General features: G+C 72.2%; 16 protein-coding genes. 5 read left to right on the plus strand and 11 right to left on the minus strand.

Going from position 1 to position 19,990, the window contains the following annotated elements; translation table 11 throughout:
- Window positions 1–434: 434 nt before the first annotated feature.
- Window positions 435–1,667 (plus strand): argininosuccinate synthase, encoded by a 1,233-nt coding sequence (locus RUMESO_RS21570; protein ID WP_037283631.1) that lies wholly within the window; start codon window positions 435–437, stop codon window positions 1,665–1,667.
- Window positions 1,668–1,830: 163 nt separating this feature from the next.
- Here the strand turns inward: RUMESO_RS21570 and RUMESO_RS21575 are convergent, their stop codons facing one another.
- The 4 genes from RUMESO_RS21575 to RUMESO_RS21590 all read right to left on the minus strand — a co-directional run bounded on the left by RUMESO_RS21575 (window position 1,831) and on the right by RUMESO_RS21590 (window position 6,735).
- Window positions 1,831–2,544, minus strand: a complete 714-nt coding sequence (locus RUMESO_RS21575) for a sulfotransferase-like domain-containing protein (RefSeq protein WP_483826441.1) — start codon at window positions 2,542–2,544, stop codon at window positions 1,831–1,833.
- Window positions 2,545–2,581: 37 nt separating this feature from the next.
- A complete protein-coding gene (locus tag RUMESO_RS21580) occupies window positions 2,582–3,523 on the minus strand; it encodes a D-amino acid aminotransferase (RefSeq protein WP_051521593.1) in 942 nt (313 codons plus the stop codon).
- Window positions 3,516–4,394, minus strand: coding sequence for a ribokinase (locus tag RUMESO_RS21585; protein WP_037283636.1), 879 nt, complete (start codon window positions 4,392–4,394; stop codon window positions 3,516–3,518). The genes RUMESO_RS21580 and RUMESO_RS21585 overlap by 8 nt, the downstream gene beginning before the upstream one ends.
- 67 nt (window positions 4,395–4,461) lie before the next feature.
- The gene (locus RUMESO_RS21590) at window positions 4,462–6,735 is read right to left on the minus strand and encodes an NADP-dependent malic enzyme (protein WP_037283637.1); all 2,274 of its coding nucleotides are present in this window, start codon (window positions 6,733–6,735) and stop codon (window positions 4,462–4,464) included.
- A gap of 121 nt (window positions 6,736–6,856) precedes the next feature.
- Between RUMESO_RS21590 and mutS the strand changes: the two genes are divergently transcribed.
- Window positions 6,857–9,505, plus strand: a complete 2,649-nt coding sequence (mutS, locus tag RUMESO_RS21595) for a DNA mismatch repair protein MutS (RefSeq protein WP_037283638.1) — start codon at window positions 6,857–6,859, stop codon at window positions 9,503–9,505.
- Window positions 9,506–9,747: 242 nt separating this feature from the next.
- Here the strand turns inward: mutS and RUMESO_RS21600 are convergent, their stop codons facing one another.
- Together RUMESO_RS21600 and hrcA are read right to left on the minus strand one after the other, a co-directional pair.
- A complete protein-coding gene (locus RUMESO_RS21600) occupies window positions 9,748–10,242 on the minus strand; it encodes a nucleotide exchange factor GrpE (RefSeq protein ID WP_051521594.1) in 495 nt (164 codons plus the stop codon).
- 108 nt (window positions 10,243–10,350) lie between these two features.
- On the minus strand, window positions 10,351–11,424 hold the full coding sequence (gene hrcA / locus RUMESO_RS21605) for a heat-inducible transcriptional repressor HrcA (RefSeq protein ID WP_037283639.1): 1,074 nt from the start codon (window positions 11,422–11,424) through the stop codon (window positions 10,351–10,353).
- Window positions 11,425–11,550: 126 nt separating this feature from the next.
- Here hrcA and rph point away from each other — a divergent pair, with 126 nt between their 5' ends.
- Genes rph through hemW form a run of 3 tightly spaced genes read left to right on the plus strand, consistent with a single transcriptional unit; the run spans window position 11,551 to window position 14,055 of the window.
- A complete protein-coding gene (gene rph / locus RUMESO_RS21610; protein ID WP_037283640.1) occupies window positions 11,551–12,255 on the plus strand; it encodes a ribonuclease PH in 705 nt (234 codons plus the stop codon).
- Window positions 12,252–12,863, plus strand: coding sequence for an RdgB/HAM1 family non-canonical purine NTP pyrophosphatase (gene rdgB, locus RUMESO_RS21615; protein ID WP_037283641.1), 612 nt, complete (start codon window positions 12,252–12,254; stop codon window positions 12,861–12,863). Before rph ends, rdgB begins: the two co-directional genes overlap by 4 nt.
- Window positions 12,856–14,055, plus strand: a complete 1,200-nt coding sequence (gene hemW, locus RUMESO_RS21620) for a radical SAM family heme chaperone HemW (RefSeq protein ID WP_245639378.1) — start codon at window positions 12,856–12,858, stop codon at window positions 14,053–14,055. The genes rdgB and hemW overlap by 8 nt, the downstream gene beginning before the upstream one ends.
- Window positions 14,056–14,416: 361 nt before the next feature.
- Here hemW and RUMESO_RS21625 read toward each other — a convergent pair whose 3' ends face one another.
- Genes RUMESO_RS21625 through mnmE form a run of 5 tightly spaced genes read right to left on the minus strand, consistent with a single transcriptional unit; the run spans window position 14,417 to window position 19,904 of the window.
- Window positions 14,417–15,310, minus strand: coding sequence for a ParB/RepB/Spo0J family partition protein (locus RUMESO_RS21625; RefSeq protein WP_037283643.1), 894 nt, complete (start codon window positions 15,308–15,310; stop codon window positions 14,417–14,419).
- Window positions 15,311–15,313: 3 nt separating this feature from the next.
- Window positions 15,314–16,105, minus strand: a complete 792-nt coding sequence (locus RUMESO_RS21630; protein WP_037283645.1) for a ParA family protein — start codon at window positions 16,103–16,105, stop codon at window positions 15,314–15,316.
- Window positions 16,098–16,718 carry a 16S rRNA (guanine(527)-N(7))-methyltransferase RsmG gene (gene rsmG, locus RUMESO_RS21635; protein WP_037283648.1) on the minus strand — a complete coding sequence of 207 codons (621 nt, stop codon included), beginning with the start codon at window positions 16,716–16,718 and terminating at the stop codon, window positions 16,098–16,100. The genes RUMESO_RS21630 and rsmG overlap by 8 nt, the downstream gene beginning before the upstream one ends.
- Window positions 16,715–18,601, minus strand: coding sequence for a tRNA uridine-5-carboxymethylaminomethyl(34) synthesis enzyme MnmG (gene mnmG, locus RUMESO_RS21640; RefSeq protein WP_037283654.1), 1,887 nt, complete (start codon window positions 18,599–18,601; stop codon window positions 16,715–16,717). Before mnmG ends, rsmG begins: the two co-directional genes overlap by 4 nt.
- Window positions 18,602–18,605: 4 nt before the next feature.
- Window positions 18,606–19,904 carry a tRNA uridine-5-carboxymethylaminomethyl(34) synthesis GTPase MnmE gene (gene mnmE, locus RUMESO_RS21645; RefSeq protein ID WP_037283657.1) on the minus strand — a complete coding sequence of 433 codons (1,299 nt, stop codon included), beginning with the start codon at window positions 19,902–19,904 and terminating at the stop codon, window positions 18,606–18,608.
- Window positions 19,905–19,990 lie beyond the last annotated feature (86 nt).

Below are 19,990 nucleotides of genomic sequence, written 5' to 3' on the forward strand. Positions count from 1 at the left end.
CGCAAGCGCTCTCCTGCTCTGAGGTCGTGAGCGGGCCGGGGGGGAGGCGTCGCGGGGCGGCGCTCCTGATGCGGGCCAGGATGGGCGAGAGAGGTTAACGAGCCGTATACGGGGCGTTCGGTGGGGGGTGGGGCGACGCAACACCCCGGGGGCAAGGCTCTGATCCAGCTCGCAAACCGCTCGGGCCGGGGTGTTGCGTCGCCTCCTCGGGGTGGGGTTCGATCCGTCCAGGCATCGCGCCGAATCAGGGCGTGACTCGGGGGAGCTGGCCGTCGCCGAGGTCGGCCCGATCCGCTCCCGAAGCTCAGGCCCCGCCTCCGCGAGGGGGACGGGGCCGGGATCGCGCCGGCTCGGGGCGCCGGTCGTGGGGCCCTCGCTTGCCGGTCCGGGCGAAACCCGCTAGGGGCCCCGGCAATACCTCACGGAGCCCCGCCATGACCGCCCCCGCGCCCAAGAAGGTCGTCCTCGCTTATTCCGGCGGGCTCGACACCTCGATCATCCTGAAGTGGCTCCAGACGGAGTACGGCTGCGAGGTCGTGACCTTCACCGCCGACCTGGGCCAGGGCGAGGAGCTGGAGCCCGCGCGGAAGAAGGCGGAGCTGCTGGGGATCAAGAGCGAGAACATCCACATCGAGGATCTGCGCGAGGAGTTCGTGCGGGACTTCGTCTTCCCGATGTTCCGGGCGAACGCGCTTTACGAGGGGCTGTATCTGCTCGGGACCTCGATCGCGCGGCCGCTGATCGCCAAGCGGCTGGCGGAGATCGCGGCCGAAACCGGGGCCGATGCCGTGGCGCACGGGGCCACGGGCAAGGGCAACGACCAGGTGCGGTTCGAGCTGGGTGTGGCGGCGCTGAATCCCGCGCTCAAGGTGATCGCGCCGTGGCGGCTCTGGGACCTGACCTCGCGCACCAAGCTGCTGGAGTTCGCGGAGGCGAACCAGATCCCGATCGCCAAGGACAAGCGGGGCGAGGCGCCGTTCTCGGTGGACGCGAACCTGCTGCACACCTCGTCCGAGGGGAAGGTGCTGGAGAACCCGGCGGAGGAGGCGCCCGCCTACGTCTACCAGCGGACCGTGGACCCCGAGGCGGCGCCGGACCGGGCGGAGCTGGTGGAGATCGGGTTCGAGCGCGGGGATGCAGTCTCGATCAACGGGGAGCGGATGTCGCCCGCGACGATCCTGACGCGGCTGAACGAGATCGGCGGCCGGCACGGGGTCGGGCGGCTGGACCTCGTGGAGAACCGCTTCGTGGGGATGAAGTCGCGCGGAGTCTACGAGACGCCCGGCGGGACGATCCTGCTGGAGGCGCATCGGGGGATCGAGCAGATCACCCTGGACGCAGGCGCGGGTCACCTCAAGGACTCGATCATGCCGCGCTACGCGGAGCTGATCTACAACGGCTTCTGGTTCTCGCCCGAGCGGGAGATGCTGCAGGCGCTGATCGACAAGAGCCAGGAGCACGTCACCGGGACGGTGCGGGTGAAGCTCTACAAGGGGTCGGTGCGGACGGTGGCGCGGTGGTCGGACCAGTCGCTCTATTCCGAGAAGCACGTGACCTTCGAGGAGGACGCGGGCGCCTACGACCAGAAGGACGCCGAAGGGTTCATCCGGCTCAACGCGCTGCGGCTGCGGCTGGTGGCGGTGCGGAACGCGCGGACGAAGGGCTGAGCGGGTGATGCGCCTGAGGCGCGTCCGAGGCTAGGGACGTTGGAGGGCGGGGGAGACCCCGCCCTTTTCCATTTCGGCGTGTTCTCACGGGAGTGCCGCCTTTGGACGGGTCTGAAGCGCGGTTCGACCCGCCGTGATGCAAGGTGGCGGGCTGAAGCCCGCCCTACGCATGACGGAGAAGGCGCTCGTAGTGGGGCAGCCCCTGGTCAGCAAGGCGCTGGTAGTCGGGCGGGAGGGTCGGGAGCGGGCCCTCGGCGGCGTCGAAGCCGGTGGAGGCGTGGACGGCGTTGTACCAGTGCGGCGCCCAGGCGCCGTCGTAGGGCTTGGGGCCGGGAGGCCAGGAGAGCATCCGGTCGGTGAAGGGGATGTGGAGGGCGTCGCAGAGGCGGGCGAGGGTGGCGCGGGGGTTCGCGCGGACGGCCTCGGCGGAGACGACGGGAGGTGGGTGGCCGAGCCATCGGGCGACCTCGTCGAAGAGGTCGGCCTGCGCGCGAAACCCGAGGTCGTCGAAGGTGGGGGCCTCGCGCTTGCGGGCATAGGAGGCCACGACCCGGGCGGGGTGGCGGATCAGGAAGACGTTGGTGACATGGCGCATCCAGTCGCGAGGGACGCCCGCGACCATGTGGAGCGTCATGTGCTTCTGATAGAACAGCGGCTCGGGGCGGTCCTTGGTGCAGGCCGTTGCCACGGACGTGGGGTCCGCGTCGTGGGCGGCGATGATCTCGTCGCGCATCGGGTGGGGGATGCCGGTGAGGCGGAGGTAGGCGGCGTAGAAGGGCTCGTCCCAGACGGCGCAGTCGCCCCGGGCGGCGAAGCTGTACATCAGGGCCGTCGAGAGGTTGCGCGGCCCCGACCACATGGCGATACGGAGGGTCATGGCCTGGGATGCCCCGGGGCGATGGCGGCGCAGAAGTTCATGCGCCGACCAGCGCCTTGTAGAGGTCGCGGAGGCGCGCCGTCACGGGGCCCATCTGGCCGGTGCCGATGGTGCGGCCGTCGATCATGCCCACCGGGGTCTGGGCGCCGAAGGTGCCGGTGAGGAAGGCCTCGTCGGCGGAGTAGGTCTCCACGAGGGAGAAGTTCTTCTGGTGGACTGGGATGCCGTGGGCGCGGCAGAGGTCGATGACCTTGGCGCGGGTGATGCCGGGCATGCAGTAGTCGCCGGTGCTGGTCCAGACCTCGCCCTTGCGGACGATGAAGAAGTTGCAGGCGTTGGTCGTGTTCACGAAGCCATGGACGTCGAGCATCAGCGCCTCGTCGGCGCCGGCCTTCTCGGCCGCGATGCAGGCGAGGATGCAGTTGAGCTTGCTGTGCGAGTTGAGCTTGGGGTCCTGCGTCATGGGCAAGCCTCTCAGGTGCGGGACCGTGGCAAGGCGGATCGGGCGCGGGGCGTTGGGGCGCGAATGCTCCATGATGATGGCCATGGTGGGGCCGGAGCGGCTCAGGGAGGGGTGCTGGAAGGGGCGGGACTTCACGCCGCGCGTCACCATCAGGCGGGCGTGGGCGTCGGTGTGCATCCCGTTCGCCGCCTGGGTGTCGAGGAGGGCCTGGGCGACCTCCTCCCTCGTGCGGCCGATGTCGAGGTCGATGGCCTTCGCGGCCTCGAACAGGCGGTCGAGGTGGTCGTCGAGGAAGGCCCAGCGGCCGTCGTAGAGGCGCAGGCCCTCCCAGACGCCGTCGCCGAGCATGAAGCCGGAGTCGTAGACGCTGACGGTGGCCTGCGCGCGGGGAAGGAGCTGGCCGTTGACCCAGATGAGGATGGAGTCGTTGCGGGCGTCCTCCTCGGCCTGGTGGGTGGTGACGTGGGTGTCCGCCCCCTCGAGGGCCTGGGGGGTCGGGGCGTGGTCGTCAGGCATGGGCTTCTCCCTCGAAGGCCTCGGCCTCCGCGCGGGTGGGAACGGCGTCGGCGGCGCCGTGGCGCGTGACCTTCAGCGCGCTGGCGCGGGTGGCGAGGCGGATGGCGTCGGGCATGGGCATCCCCTCGTCGAGCGCGGCGAGGATGTAGCCGGTGAAGGTGTCGCCGGCGCCGGTCGTGTCCACGGGGGTGACGCGGAGGGCCGGGAAGCTCTCCTCGCGGCCGTCGTGGAACCAGAGGCAGCCCTCGGCGCCGAGCGTGACGATGACGTCGGCGACGCCGAGTTCGCCGAGCGGCGTGCCGGTGGCGTCGCGGAGCTGGTCGGCCTCGACCTCGTTCAGGATCAGGAAGTCGGCGTGGGGGAGCATCGCCTGGACGGCGGCGGGATCAAAGGGGGCGGCGGCGTAGCCGACGCGCAGGCCGCGCGCCTTGGCGAGGCGGGCGGCCTCGAGCTGGTGGTTGGTCTCGTTCTGCGTGAGGAACCAGTCGCCGGGGGCGGCCTGGGCGAGGGCGGCTTCGATATGGGCGGGCGGGATCTGGCGGTTGGTGCCGGGGAAGACCAGGATGAGATTCTCGCCCCCGTCCTCCACCGCGATGATCGCGTGGCCGGAGGGGGCGTCGAGGGTGGCTATGTGGGTGGTGCCGACGCCGTAGGAGCGGAGGCGGTCGGCCATCCAGGCGCCCTCGGGGCCGAGGGCGCCGATGTGTTCTGTCTTGCCGCCTGCCCGGGCACAGCCCACCGACATATTGGCCCCCTTGCCGCCGAGGCCAGTCGTAAGGGTGCGCGCGGCGAGCGTCTCGCCGGGAGCGGGCAGGTGCGGGAGGGCGTAGATGTAGTCGGCGTTGATGCTGCCGAGGTTCCAGATGGTCATGGGATCACGCGATGGGAGGTGAGAGATCGAGTGCGGCGCGAGCGGAGGCCGCCAAGGTTCCAGATGGTCACAGGAGCTGTCCCTGGCGGTCCACCTGCGCGGCGGCGAGGAGGCCCATGTTGAGGATGTCGTTGGCGGTCGCGACGGTGGAGCAGAGCTGGATCGGGCGGTCCACCCCTGCGAGGATCGGGCCGATGACGGTGGCGCCCGCCATCTCCTGCAGGAGCTTGACGCTGATCGAGGCGGAGTGGCGGGCCGGCATGACGAGGACGTTCGCGGGGCCGGTGAGGCGGGAGAAGGGATAGGCCTTGGCGGCCCCGGGGTTGAGGGCGACGTCCACGGTCATCTCGCCCTCGTACTCGAAGTCGGCGCCCTCCTCGTCGAGGACGCGGGGGGCCATGTGCATCTTGGTCGCGCGCTCCGAGACGGGGTGGCCGAAGGTGGAGAACGACAGGAAGGCCACGCGGGGGGTGAGGCCGAGGTCGCGGGCGACCTGGGCGCCGCGCCGGGCGATGAGGGCAAGGTCGCGCTCCTCGGGCCATTCCTGCACCAGCGTGTCGGCGATGAGGACGATGCGGCCCCGGTGGAGGACGGCGGTGATGCCGACGGCGCCGCTGGCGAGGTCCACATCGAAGACCTTGCCGATCTGGTCCATGACATGGGCGGACTTGCGGGTGGCCCCCGTCACCATGCCCTCGCCGTGGCCGTGCGCCAGCATGAGCGAGGCGAAGACGTGGCGGTCCCGCGCGGCGAGGCGGTGGATGTCCTCCTGGTCGAAGCCGCGCCGCTGTAGGCGCTTGTAGAGGAACTCTTTGTAGGTCTCGAGGTGGGGCGTGTTGGCGGCGTTGACGACCTCGATCTCGCCCACGGCGTCGGCGAGGCCCTCGGCGGTCAGCTTCGCGCGCACGTCGGATTCGCGGCCCACCACCAGTGCCTTGCCGAAGCCGCCGCGCTGGTAGTTGACGGCGGCGCGCAGGGCGCGGGGGTCGTCTCCTTCCGCGAAGATGATGGTGGCCTGGGCGGCGCGGGCGCGGGCGTGGATGCCGCGCAGGACCGAGGCGGTGGGGTCCATCCGTTGCCGAAGCTGGGCGGCGTAGGCGTCGAGGTCGGGGATCTCCCTGCGGGCGGTGCCGGTGCGCATCCCGGCCGCCGCGACGGCCGGGGGAGTGCGGTGGATGAGGCGGGGGTCGAAGGGGGTGGGGATGATGTAGTCGCGCCCGAAGGCGAGCTTGCGGCCGTAGGCCATGGCGACCTCGTCGGGGACGTCCTCGCGGGCGAGCGCGGCCAGGGCCTCGGCGCAGGCGATCTTCATCTCGTCGTTGATGGCGCGGGCCCGGATGTCGAGAGCGCCTCGGAAGAGATAGGGGAAGCCCAGGACGTTGTTGACCTGGTTGGGGTAGTCCGAGCGGCCCGTGGCGACGATGGCGTCGGGGCGGACGGCCTGCGCTTCCTCGGGCGTGATCTCGGGGTCGGGGTTGGCCATGGCGAAGATGACGGGGTCGCGGGCCATGCTGGCCACCATTTCGGGCGTGACCGCGCCCTTGGCGGAGACGCCGAGGAAGACGTCGGCACCCTGCATTGCCTCCTCCAGGGTGCGGAGGTCGGTCTTCACCGCGTGGGCCGACTTCCACTGGTTCATGCCGTCGGTGCGGCCCTGGTAGATGACGCCCTTGGTGTCGCAGGTGATGCAGTTCGCCGGGTCCGCGCCCATGCTCTTGAGGAGCTCGATGCAGGCGATGCCGGCGGCCCCTGCCCCGTTCAGGACGATGCGGCAGTCCTTGAGGTCCTTCCCGGTCAGGTGCAGGGCGTTGATGAGGCCCGCCGCGCAGATCACCGCCGTCCCGTGCTGGTCGTCGTGGAAGACGGGGATGTCCATCTCCTCCTTCAGCCGGCTCTCGATGACGAAGCACTCGGGCGCCTTGATGTCCTCGAGGTTGATGCCGCCGAAGGAGGGGCCGAGGAGGCGGACGGCGTTGCAGAAGGCGTCCACGTCCTCGGTCGCGAGCTCGAGGTCGATGCTGTTGATGTCGGCGAAGCGCTTGAAGAGGACGGACTTGCCCTCCATCACCGGCTTCGAGGCGAGGGCGCCGAGGTTTCCGAGGCCCAGGACCGCCGTGCCGTTGGAGATGACGGCGACGAGGTTGCCCTTGTTCGTCAGGTCGTAGGCGAGGCCGGGGTCGTCGCGGATCGCGAGGCAGGGATGGGCCACGCCGGGGGAGTAGGCCAGCGACAGGTCGCGCTGGGTGGTCATGGGTTTGGTCGGCTGGACCTCCCACTTGCCCGGGTGGGGCTCGCGGTGGAAGGCCAGGGCCTCCTCGGGCGTGATGCGGGCGCGTGGCATGAGTCCCCCTGTTGTCCCGGCAGATTGCGCGAGGGTCACGGCGGGGGCAACCGTCCTCGGCGGGGGCTGGCGAGGTGCGGCCCGAGGGCCTAGCCTTGCCGGGATGCGAGGGGAGCGGGCGATGGACGGGTCGGGGGAGGTGTCGGGCCCAGATTCGAGGGGCGTCACGCCGATGATGGCGCAGTACCTGGAGATCAAGGGGCGGCATCCGGACGCGCTCCTGTTCTACCGGATGGGCGACTTCTACGAGATGTTCTTCGAGGACGCCGCCCGGGCCGCCGAGGCGCTGGACATCGCGCTGACCACGCGGGGGCAGCACCTTGGACGGGACATCCCGATGTGCGGGGTGCCGGTGGGGACGGCGGAGTCGTATCTCCTGCAGCTCATCCGCAAGGGGTTCCGGGTCGCCATCGCGGAGCAGCTCGAGGACCCGGCGGAGGCCAGGAAGCGCGGGTCGAAGTCGGTCGTCAGGCGCGACGTGGTGCGGCTGGTGACGCCGGGAACGCTGACCGAGGAGTCCCTGCTGGAGGCTCGGCGGGCGAACTTCCTCGCGGCCTTCGCGGGGTCGCGAGGCGAGGGGGCGCTGGCCTGGGCGGACATCTCGACGGGGGCCTTCGGGGTGAAGGCCTGCGCGGTGCGGGACCTGGGGGCGGAGCTGGCGCGGCTCGCGCCCCGGGAGCTCCTGGTCTGCGACGAGCAGGAGCGGGAGCTTGAGGCCGTGGCCGGCGAGGCGGGGGCGCAGGTGACGCCCCTGCCGAAGGGGGCCTTCGAGGCGGGCGGGGGCGAGCGGCAGCTGCGGGCCTGGTTCGGGGTGGCGACGCTCGACGGGTTCGGGAGCTTCGGGAAGGCGGAGTTGGGCGCGATGGGGGCGCTCGTCGACTACCTCGACCTCACGCAGAAGGGGGCGCGGCCGCATCTGTCGCCGCCGGTGCGGGAGAGCGAGGGGGATTGCGTCGAGATCGACGCGGCGACGCGGGCGTCCTTGGAGGTCACGCGCGCCATGGGAGGTGGACGAGCGGGGTCGCTGCTGGGATGCGTGGACCGGACGGTGACGGCGGGAGGGGCGCGGCTGCTGGAGGCACGGCTCGCGGCCCCGTCGCGGCGGCTGTCGGTGATCGCGGCGCGACTCGACGCGGTGGCGGCGCTGGTGGAGCGGCCGGGGCTGGTGCGCAACCTGCGGGAGGAGCTGCGGCGGGCCGGGGACATGGACCGGGCGCTGTCGCGGCTGGCGCTGGACCGGGGCGGGCCGAGGGACCTCGGGGCCTTGCGGGACGCGCTGGGGGTCGCGGAACGGGTGGCGGGGCTCCTAGGGGGCGAGGACCTGCCGGGGCTGCTGGCCGGGGCGGCGGAGGGACTTTGGGGACCGGAGGGGCTGCGGGAGCTGCTGGAGGAGGCGCTGGTCGCCTCGCCGCCGACTCTGGCGCGGGACGGGGGCTTCGTGGCGGCGGGCTTCGCGGGGGACCTCGACGGGGCCCGCAGGCTGCGGGACGAGGGGCGGGCGGTGATCGCCGGGATGCAGGCGGAGTATGCCGAGCGGACCGGGGTGGCCTCGCTCAAGATCCGGCACAACGGGACGCTGGGCTATGTGGTCGAGGTCTCGACGGCACAGGCGGAGAAGCTGAGGCGGGCGCCCTTGGACGCGGTGTTCCATCATCGGCAGACGACGGGCTCGGCGGTGCGCTTCGCCACGCAGGCGTTGAGCGAGACCGAGGCGCGGCTCCTCAACGCGGGCGAGGAGGCGCTGGCCATCGAGCGGCGCATCTTCGGGGAGCTGCGGAGCGCGGTGCTGGCGGAGGCCTCGGGGCTGGCGCGCGTCGCGGGGCGGCTCGCGGAGGTGGACGTGGCGTCGGGGCTCGCGGACCTCGCGCTGCAGGAGGGGTGGACGCGGCCCGTGCTGGACGAGTCGCGGGATTTCGAGGTGCGGGGCGGGCGGCATCCGGTAGTGGAGGCGGCGTTGCGGCGACAGGGCAAGCCCTTCGTGGCGAACGACTGCGATCTGTCGGCGCGGCCGGTGAAGCTGCTGACCGGGCCCAACATGGGGGGCAAGAGCACCTACCTGCGGCAGGCGGCGCTGCTCGCGGTGCTGGCGCAGGCGGGGAGCTTCGTGCCGGCGGAGCGGCTGAGGATGGGGCTGGTGAGCCGGCTCTTCTCGCGCGTCGGCGCCTCGGACGATCTGGCGCGCGGGCGGTCCACCTTCATGGTGGAGATGGTCGAGACGGCGGCGATCCTGCACCGGGCGGATGACCGCTCGCTGGTGCTCCTCGACGAGATCGGGCGGGGGACGGCGACCTGGGACGGGCTCAGCATCGCCTGGGCTGTGCTGGAGCACCTGGAGGGCGTGAGCCGCTGCCGGGCGATCTTTGCCACGCATTACCACGAGCTCGCGGAGTTGGCGGCGCGGCTGCCAGGGTCGGCCAGCGCCCATGTGGCGGCGACGGAATGGAACGGCGACCTCGTGTTCCTCCATGAGGTGCGCGAGGGGGCGGCGGACCGGAGCTACGGGGTGCAGGTGGCGCGGCTTGCGGGGCTGCCGCCGAAGGTGGTGGCGCGGGCCAAGGCGGTGCTGCGGGCTCTGGAGGCGCGGGCGCGCGAGGGGGGGCCGAGGGCCCTGGAGGACGAGCTGCCGCTGTTCGCGCAGGCGGCGCCGGAGGTGATGCGGGAGCCCTCGGCGGTGGAGGAGCGGCTAGGGACGGTGCGGCCGGACGAGTTGAGCCCGCGCGAGGCGCTGGAGCTGGTCTATGAGCTGAAGCGGCTGGCAGGGGACGGGTGAGGCTCGGCTTTACCGAGAAGCACCTATCCTGCGGGGAGGCCGTAGGGCGGGCTTCAGCCCACCACGACCCTGGCTGCCAAGGAAGCGCCGGCTACGGCCGGAGATGGCGAGCTGAAGCCCGCCCTGCGGGAATCGGCGCAGGATGGGTGTGCCCCACGCGGACGGAGCCGACGCGTGGGTTGCGCCCGCAAGGGGGCGGGCTCCACCTCATCCTACAGTACTACGGAGCGGTCGCAGGGCGCTCAGGACGCCGGCATCGAGGACACGCCGACCTTCGCGGGACGCAGCAGGCGGTCGTGGAGCATGAAGCCCTCGGCGGCGATCTGGATGATGTCGCCGGCGCGGGTGCCGGGGAGGGGGGCCTCGAACATCGCCTCGTGGACGGCGGGGTCGAAGCGGTCGCCGACCTTCGGCGTGACGACCTTGATGCCGTGGCGGCCGAAGACGTTGACGAGCTCGCGCATCGTCAGGTCGATGCCCTCGAGGAGGGCGGCGTTGGCGGCGCGCTGCTCCTCGGTGACCGTCTCCAGCGCACGGCTCATGGCGTCGTAGACGGGCAGCAGGTCGCGGGCGAGCTTGGAGCCGCCGTACTGCTCGGCCTCCTTGCGGTCGCGCTCGGCGCGCTTGCGCATGTTCTCGGCGTCGGCGAGGGCGCGGAGCAGGCGGTTCCTCATGTCCTCGTGCTCGGCGCGGAGACCTTCGAGCTCCTCCTCGAGGTGCTGCGCGGCGGCGTCCATCTCGTCGCCCTCGGCGGCGAGCTCGTCGAGGGACTTGGGCTCGGCCTGCTGGGGCTTGAGGTCGTCGGCCTGGGGGTGCGGGTCGGTCGGACATTCGGAGGGAATCCTTCAGGTGCGTTCGGAGAGGAGGCGGCCCACGAGCTGGGCGGTGTAGTCCACGATGGGGACGATGCGCCCGTAGTTGAGCCGGGTGGGGCCGATGACGCCGATGGCGCCGACCACCGTGCGGTCGGCGTTCATGTAGGGCGACACGACGAGGGACGAGCCCGAGAGCGAGAAGAGCTTGTTCTCGGAGCCGATGAAGATGCGGACGCCCTCGGCGCCCTGGGCCAATTCGAGAAACTGCGCGATGTCGCGCTTCTGCTCCAGGTCGTCCATGAGGCTGCGGACGCGGTCGAGATCGGCCTGCGCCTCGGGGCTTTGGAGGAGGTTGCCGGCGCCTCGGACGATGAGGCGCTCGGGCGCGCCGTGATCCTCGCTGGCCCAGGTGGCGAGGCCGCTCTCGACCATCGCCTGGGCGAGGGCGTCGAGCTCCTGCCTACGGTGCTCCATCTCGCGGGAGATGGCGGCGTGGAGCTCGGACAGCGTGCGGCCGGAGGCGAGGGCGTTCACGAAGTTCGCGGCCTCGCGCATCGAGGACGGGGTCTGGCCGGGGGGCGGGAGGAAGACGCGGTTCTCCACGTGGCCATCGGCGAAGACGAGGACGAGGAGCGCGCGGTCGGGGCCGAGGGAGACGAACTCGACGTGGCGGATGGGGGCGCTGTCGCGCTTGGGGGCGAGGACGAGCGAGGCGCCGCGCGTGAGGCCCGAGAGCGCCGCGCCCACGCGATCGAGGGCCGCCGTGACGTCGCCACCGGGGCGCGGGCCCGTGACGGTGGATTCCAGACGCTCGCGGTCCTCACCGGCCATGGGGCCGACCTCGAGGAGGCCGTCCACGAAGAGGCGCAGGCCTGCCTGGGTGGGGACGCGGCCCGCGCTCACGTGCGGGTGGCCGAGGAGGCCCATCTCCTCGAGGTCTTGCATCACGTTTCGGATGGTGGCGGCGCTCACCTGCTCGGAGAGCGTGCGGGTGAGGCTGCGCGAGCCCACGGGGGCGCCGGTCTCGAGATAGGCTTCCACCACGCGGCGGAAGACCTCGCGCGAGCGGTCGTTCATCTCCTCGATCAGGGAGCCGTTGGACATGGGGCGGGCGGACCTCCGGGGGCAGGCGGATGTAAGCAAGCGGGTGCCCCGCGTCAACCGGAGGGGCGGGTTGGCCTTGGGGCCTGCATCCTGTAGGGGACGGGGCCGACATCCACAGGAGTTTCCATGCGCCCCTCCGGCCGAGCCACCGACGCCCTGCGACCCCTCTCCATCGAGCCTCACGTGAACCGCCATGCCGAGGGGTCCTGCCTGATCCGCGTGGGGCACACGCACGTGCTCTGCACGGCGTCGCTGGAGGAGCGGGTGCCGCCCTTCCTGAAGAACACCGGCAAGGGCTGGGTGACGGCCGAATACGGGATGCTGCCGCGCGCGACCAACACCCGGATGCGGCGCGAGCGCGACGGCGCCTCGGGGCGGACGCAGGAGATCCAGCGGCTGATCGGGCGGTCCCTGCGGGCGGGGTGCGACCTCGTGGCGCTGGGGGAGCGGCAGATCAGCATCGACTGCGACGTGATCCAGGCGGACGGGGGCACGCGCTGCGCGGCGATCACCGGGGGCTGGGTGGCGCTGCGGCTGGCGGTGAACCGGCTGCTCAAGGTCGGGGCGATCCAGCGCGACCCGCTGGCCGCGCCGGTGGCGGCGGTGTCGGTGGGGCTCTATGCCGGGCAGCCGGTGCTGGACCTCGACTATCCCGAGGACAGCGAGGCGGGCGTGGACGCCAACGTGGTGATGACCGGCGACCGGCTGATCGAGGTGCAGATGAGCGCCGAGGGGGCCACTTTCTCGCGCGAGCAGATGACGGTGCTCCTTGACCTGGCCGCGCGGGGCACCGACCTGCTGGCGCAGGCGCAGAGGGCAGCGGTGGCATGACGCGGAGGCTGACGGACCCCAGGCTCGTCGTGGCGACGGGGAACAAAGGGAAGCTCGAGGAGATGCGGCAGCTCCTCGGGCCGCGGGGGATCGAGATCACCTCGCTCAAGGACCACGCGCTGCCCGAGCCGGAGGAGACCGAGGACACGTTCCTGGGCAACGCCCGGATCAAGGCCCATGCGGCGGCCAAGGCGCTGGGGATGCCGGTGCTGGCCGACGATTCCGGGATCGTGGTGGACGCCCTGGACGGCGCGCCCGGGGTGCGGACGGCGGATTGGGCCGAGACGCCTTCGGGGCGCGATTTTATGGTCGCAATGACGCGGACGCACGAGGCTCTGCTGGCCTCGGGCGCGCCGGAGCCCTGGACCGCGCGGTTCGTGAGCGTGCTCGTGCTGGCCTGGCCGGATGGGCACGAGGAGGTGTTTGAGGGGCGCACCGAGGGGCGGGTGGTCTGGCCGCCGCGCGGGGCGCTCGGGCACGGCTATGACCCGGTGTTCGTGCCCGAGGGGCAGGATCGCACCTTTGCCGAAATGACGGCGGAGGAGAAGAACCGGCTCAGCCACCGGGGCAACTCCACGCGCGCCTTCGAGGCGGCCTGCCTTGGCTGACGGCCTGCTCCTGCGCCCCGAGGCGGAGGCCCGTCGGGAGGACTGGGAGGCGGGGGGCTTCGCGCTCTACGTCCACTGGCCCTTCTGCCAGGCCAAGTGCCCGTATTGCGACTTCAATTCGCACGTGGCGCGGAGCATCGACCAGACCCGCTGGGCGCGGGCCTATGAGGCGGAGATCGCGCGGGCGGCGCGCGAGGTGCCGGGGCGGGTGCTGCGGTCCATCTTCCTGGGCGGGGGGACGCCGTCGCTGATGGAGCCCGAGACCGTCGAGGCGGTGATCGGGGCGGCCCGGGCGGCCTGGGGCTTCGCGAACGACATCGAGATCACGATGGAGGCCAACCCGACCTCGGTCGAGACGGAGCGGTTCCGGGGGTATCGCGCGGCGGGGGTGAACCGGCTGTCGCTGGGGGTGCAGGCGCTGAACGACGCGGACCTGCGGCGGCTCGGCCGGCTACATTCGACGGAGGAGGCGGTCGCGGCCTTCGGGATCGCGCGGGAGACCTTCGAGCGGGTGAGCCTGGACCTGATCTACGCGCGGCAGGGGCAGACGCCGGAGGCCTGGGAGGCGGAGCTGGCCGAGGCGCTGCGGCTGGTCGACGGGACCGGGGCGGGGCATCTGTCGCTGTACCAGCTCACCATCGAGGAGGGGACGGCGTTCGGGGACCGCTTCGCGGCGGGGAAGCTGCGGGACCTGCCGGACGAGGATCGGGCGGCGGACCTGTGGGACGTGACGCAGAGGCTGACGGACGCGGCGGGGCTGCCGGCCTATGAGGTGTCGAACCACGCCGCGGAGGGCCAGGAGAGCCGGCACAACCTCGTCTACTGGCAGGGCGGCGACTGGGTCGGCGTTGGACCGGGGGCGCATGGGCGGCTGACGCTCGGGGGCGTGAGGACCGGGGTCGAGACGGAGCGGGCGCCGGGGCGGTGGCTCCAGAGGGTCGAGGAGGACGGCTCGGGCGAGAGCGGGCGCGAGGCGCTGTCCGAGGTGGAGGCCGCCGAGGAGCGGCTGATGATGGGGCTGCGGCTGCGCGAGGGCGTGGAGATGGGGCGGCTCGGGGCGCTGGACGGGCTGGGTATCCCGGCCGAGGAGCTGGCCGGGATGGGGCTGGTGGCCGTCGAGGATGGGCGGCTGCGGACGACGGCGGCGGGGCGGCCGGTGCTGAACGCGGTGCTGCGGGAGCTGCTGGCCTGAGGGCACCGCGCTCTCCTGTTGGCGTCGGCCGGGGGCGCCCGCCATTCGCGCGCGCGCCACGAAGCCCACCCTCAGGGCCGACGCCGCCCTTGTCTGTGATCGGAGGGCCGCCGGGGATGCACGTCTCGGCCTGCCAGACGCTCAGGCCATCCACGCCTGCCGGCGCTTCCAATAGGTCGAGATAGGCGCCCCGTCCCTCTCCGCTGGAAGCCGGGTCGCTCGCTGAGCCTCGACGGCGTCGTGGGTGCTGGGAGGCGCGCCCCTCGTAGGAGATGCGGCCACTCCGACCAGCGCGCGCGGCCTGCTGGCTTGGCACAGGTGTCGTCGCGGCGAGCGAGCCGGGCGTGCCGAGGACGGGGCCTCAGCCACCCGAGAGACGGCTCAGCAGGTCGTCGAGCTGTTCCAGGTTCTTGTAGGTGATCGACAGGCGGCCGCCTTCGCCAGCAGCGCCGTGGTCGATGCGGACGGCCATCTTGAGGGCGGCCGAGAGCTCGCCCTCGATGGCGCGGGTGTCGGCGTCCTTCTCGGCACGGGCGCGAGGGGCCGCCTTTTCGGTGGCGGGCGTCTTGGCGATCCGCTCGGCGTCGCGGGCCGAAAGACCGCGCTCGGCGATGCGGCGGGCGAGGTCGATGGCGCGTGGGTGGCCGATCAGGGGACGCGCGTGGCCGGCGCTGATCGTGCGGTCGGCAACCATCTGCTGCACCTCCCTGGGGAGGCTCAGGAGGCGCATCTGGTTGGCGACATGGCTGCGGCTCTTGCCGAGGGCGGAGGCCACCTGCTCCTGGCTGTGACCGAAGCGGTCGATGAGGCTGCGGTAGGCCGCGCCCTCGTCGATGGGGTTGAGGTCGTCGCGCTGGACGTTCTCGATGATGGCGATTTCCAGGAGCTCGGCGTCGTCGTAGTCGCGCACGATCACCGGGACCTCCGTCAGGCCCGCCTTTTGGGCGGCGCGCCAGCGGCGCTCGCCGGCGACGATCTGCCAGGCGCCGGGGGCCGTAGGGTCGGGGCGCACGATCAGGGGCTGGATGACGCCCTTGGACTTGAGGGAGGCGGCGAGGTCGTCGAGCGCGGCGGGGTCGAAGGTGCGGCGGGGCTGGTCGGGGTTGGGGCGCAGGGACTCAACCGGCATCATGCGGTCGGGGGTGCGGGGGACCGGCGGGGCCTCCGCCTCCTTGGCGAGGTCGGTGCCGAGGTCGGCCATGAGGGCGGAGAGGCCCCGGCCCAGGCCGCGCTTCAGGAGGGGTTTCTCGGCCATGACTCAGGTCTCGCGGGCAAGGAGCTCGGCCGCGAGCGCGCGGTAGGCGTTCGCGCCGGCCGAGGAGGGGTCGTAGTCCAGGACGGACTGGGCGTGTGACGGGGCCTCGGAGAGGCGGACGTTGCGGGGGATCACCGTCTGGAACACGAGGGTCCCGAGGTTCTCGCGCGCGTCGGCCTCGACCTGCTGGGCGAGGCTGGTGCGGCGGTCCACCATGGTGAGCGCCACGCCTTCGATGCGGAGGGAGGGGTTCGCGGTCTGCCGGACCTCCCGGATCGTCAGCATGAGCTGGGAGAGGCCCTCGAGGGCGAAGAACTCGCTCTGCAGCGGCACGAGGACGGACTGCGCGGCGACGAGGGCGTTGATCGTCAGGATGTTCAGCGAGGGCGGGCAGTCGATCAGGATGTAGTCGAGGTCGAGGTCCGCCATGAGCGGCTGGCGCAGGGCGCCGCGCAGGAGCTGGGTGCGGCCCTGGCGCTGGCCGAGCTCAAGGTCGGCGGCGCTGAGGTCGGAGGTCGAGGGGACGAGGAGGAGGTTGGGGCTCGTGGTCTCGCGCACGGCCTCCTGCGGCGTGGCCTCTCCGAGGAGGAGGTCGTAGCTGGTGACGTGCCGGTCCTCGGGCGGGGCGCCGAGGCCGGTGGAGGCGTTGCCCTGGGGGTCGAGGTCCACGAGGAGCACGCGGCGGTCACGGCGCGCGAGGGCGGCGCCGAGGTTGATGGCCGTGGTGGTCTTGCCGACGCCGCCCTTCTGGTTGGCGACGGCCATGATCTTGGGGGCGCGGCGGGGCTCAGCCATGAGTGAGGTCCCTCAGGCGCAGGATGCGGGCGGAGGGATCGGTGCGGCTTGGGAGCGCCTCGGCCGTGAAGGTCCAGCCGGCGGCACGGGCGGCGTCGAGCTCGGTGGCATGGTCGCGGCCCTTGGGGAGGAGCGCGGTGCCGCCGGGGGCGAGGTGGCGGGCGACGAGGGGCAGGAGGGTCGGTAGGGGCGCGAGGGCGCGGGCGGAGACGACGTCGGCCTGCTGGGGCGGGGCGGCCTCGGCGCGCTGGTCGAGGATCGTTGCCTTGATGCCGAGCTCACGCAGGGCGGTGCGCAGGAATGCGCATTTGCGCTGGTCGCTCTCAATCAGGGTGACCTGCGGGGCGCCGGCTTCGGCCGCAAGGATGGCGACGACGAGGCCGGGGAAGCCGCCGCCGGAGCCGAGGTCGGCCCAGGTCTTGGTGGCCTGGGGAGCCAAAGGCCAGAGCTGGGCGGAGTCGGCGATGTGGCGGGTCCAGAGGTCGGGGACCGTTGAGGGGGCGACGAGGTTGATCTTCTCGGTCCAGCGGCGGGCAAGGGCCTCGAAGGCCTCCAGCAGGTCCAGCGTCGCCTTGGAGACGTCGAGCCCGGGCAGATCGCGGGTCGTCGTCATGCGGCGAGGCCGTCCGGGCGCTTCTTGAGGCGCGCGGTGAGGAGAAGGAGGGCTGAGGGCGTCATGCCATCGATCTCGGCCGCGTGGCGGAGCGTGGCCGGGCGGTGGCGTTCGAGCTTCTGGCGAAGCTCGATGGATAGGCCGGGCACGGCCGCATAGTCGAAATCGGCGGGCAGGCGCGTGGCCTCCTCGCGCTTGAGCTGGGCGATGTCGCGCTCCTGCCGATCGAGGTAGGTGGCATACTGGGCCTCGCGCTTGAGCTGCTCGCGGATCTTTGGCGCGGGCAGGGGCAGCGCGGGGTCGAGCGTGGCGAGTTGGTCCCAGGTCGCATCGGTGAGGGCGAGGGTCTGGAGACCGTCGCGGCTCTCGCCATCGGGATTCAGGTTGAGGCCGGCGGAGGCGATCCGGCGGGCGGTGAAGCGGCAGGCGCGGAGGTCCGCGCGGGCGGTCTCCAGGGCGTCCATCTTCTCGGAGAAGGCAGCCCAGCGAGGACCGCCGACGACGCCCCACTCCCTACCTTGCGCGGTCAGGCGCTGGTCGGCGTTGTCGACGCGGAGGCTCAGGCGGAACTCGGCGCGCGAGGTGAACATCCGGTAGGGCTCAGTGACGCCGCGCGAGGTCAGGTCGTCGATCATCACGCCGATGTAGGAGCCGGCGCGGCTGAACTCGGCCGGTGCCTCGCCTTGCGCGGCGCGGGCGGCGTTGAGGCCGGCGACGAGGCCTTGGGCGGCAGCCTCCTCATAGCCCGTCGTGCCGTTGATCTGGCCGGCGAGGTGGAGGCCGGGGAGGGCCTTGACTTCGAGGGACAGCGTGAGCGCCCGCGGGTCGACGTAGTCGTACTCGATCGCGTAGCCGGGCTGGGTGATGACGGCCTGTTCCAGGCCCTCGATCGAATGAACATATGCGTCTTGGACCTCGGCGGGGAGGGAGGTGGAGATGCCGTTCGGATAGACGGTGGGGTCGTCGAGGCCCTCGGGTTCGAGGAAGACCTGGTGGCTCCCCTTGTTGGAGAAGCGGACGACCTTGTCCTCGATGGAGGGGCAGTAACGGGGGCCCACGCCCTGGATGTGGCCGCCGTACATGGCCGAGCGGTCGAGGTTCGCGCGGATGATCTCGTGCGTGTGGGCGTTGGTGTGGGTGATGCCGCAGGCGACCTGGGGCACGACGGGGGCCTCGCTGAGGAAGCTCAGCATCGCGGGGTCCTCGTCGCCCTCCTGCCGTTCGAGGCGGTCCCAGGCGATGGTGCGGCCGTCGAGGCGCGGAGGCGTGCCGGTCTTGAGGCGGCCCATGGGCAGGCTGAGGCCGTAGAGGCGGTCGGCCAGGGCCTTGGACGGGGGCTCGCCCACCCGGCCGCCAGGGCGGGAACGGTCGCCGACATGGATCACGCCGTTGAGGAAGGTGCCGGTGGTCAGGACCACGGCGCGGGCGCGGATCTCGGAGCCATCGGCGAGGGTGACACCGGCAACGCGGCCGTTCTCGACGAGGAGGTCAGCAGCTTCGCCCTCGACGAGGGTCAGGTTCGGGGTGGCGGCGAGCTCGGCCTGGACCGCTTCGCGGTAGAGCCTGCGGTCGGCCTGGGTGCGGGGGCCCTGGACGGCCGGACCCTTGGACCGGTTGAGGAGGCGGAACTGGATGCCGGCGCGGTCGGCCATGCGGCCCATGATGCCGTCGAGCGCGTCGACCTCGCGCACGAGATGGCCCTTGCCAAGACCGCCGATGGCCGGGTTGCAGGACATCACGCCCACGGAGGCGAGCTTGAGCGTGAGAAGGACCGTGCGGGCACCGGAGCGCGCGGAGGCGTGCGCGGCCTCGCAGCCGGCGTGGCCGCCGCCCACCACGATCACGTCCCAGGTCTCGGGCGCATCCCGTTTCACGTGAAACACCGTCCTACTTTCCGATGCAGAAGCTCGAGAAAATCTCGCCGAGTATATCCTCCACCCCGACGCGCCCCACAAGGGCGTCGATCCGACGCAGGGCGCGTCGGAGGGTTTCGGCCACGATCTCGACGGGGGCGGCTTGGTCGAAGAGGGTGCGCGACTCGTCGAGGAGGCCGGCGGCATCCAGCATGGCGCGCGCGTGGCGCTCGCGCAGGCCGACGCCGAGGCCGGTGGCGCGGGGCTTCAAGCGGGCGGCGATCTCGGCCACGAGCGCGTCGATCCCGGAACCGGTTCTGCCGGAGATAGCGAGGGCGCCCGTGGGTGCGAGGTCGGCCTTGGCTTGGACGACGAGATCGTCTGGACCGGCCTCGGGCGCGGGTTCGCCGGGGAGGTGGAGGTGCACGCGGAGGTCGGCCTGGGCCGCGCGGCTGCGGGCACGTTCGATGCCGATGGCCTCGACGGGGTCCTGGGCCTCGCGCAGGCCGGCGGTGTCGATCAGGGTCACGGGCAGGCCCTCGAGATCCATGCGGACCTCGATCACGTCGCGGGTGGTGCCGGCGTGTTCGGAGGTGATGGCGGCCTCGCGTCCCGCGAGGCGGTTGAGGAGGGTGGACTTCCCGACGTTCGGGGCGCCGACGATGGCGACCTCGAAGCCCTCGCGCAGGCGCTCGGCGAGGCGGGCGCCTTGGGCCTCCTGGCGCAGTTCTTCGGCGAGGAGGACGATGAGCTCCAGCACCTCGGGCCAGACGTTCTCGGGGACGTCCTCGTCGGAGAAGTCGATGGTCGCCTCGACGAGCGCCACGGCGCGGAGGAGCTTGGCGCGCCACTCCTCCGCCTTCCGGCCCAGCGCGCCTGCGAAGACGCGCATGGCTTGGCGGCGCTGCGCCTCGGTCTCGGCGGAGAGGAGGTCGGCGAGGCCCTCGACCTGCGGGAGGTCGAGGCGGCCGTTCTCGAGGGCGCGGCGGGTGAACTCGCCGGGCTGGGCCTGGCGGAGGCCGGGGAGGATGCCGAGGGCGCGCAGGACGGCGGAGACCACGGCGGGGGCGCCGTGGCAGTGAAGCTCGGCCACGGCCTCGCCGGTGAAGCTGCGATGGGGGGCGAAGGTCAGTACGAGAGCCTGGTCGAGCGCCTCGCCCGAGGCGTCGCGGAGGGTGCGGAGGGTGCGGCCGTGCTCGGGCAACTCTCCCGCGAGCGCGCTCGCCGCGGCGTGGGCCCCGGGCCCGGAGAGGCGCAGGACGGCGATCCCGGCCCGGCCGGGCGCGGTGGCCAGGGCGAAGATTGTGTCGGGCGCGTGCGGCGGATGGCTCATCGAAGGTCCGGAAATGGAACGGCGCCCGAGGAGGTCCCGGGCGCCGCAGGTCGTGAAAACGGACGCCCGACCCGATCAGGCGTTCC

Origin of the sequence: Rubellimicrobium mesophilum DSM 19309, assembly GCF_000600335.2 — a bacterium.
Classification (GTDB): Bacteria; Pseudomonadota; Alphaproteobacteria; order Rhodobacterales; family Rhodobacteraceae; genus Rubellimicrobium; species Rubellimicrobium mesophilum.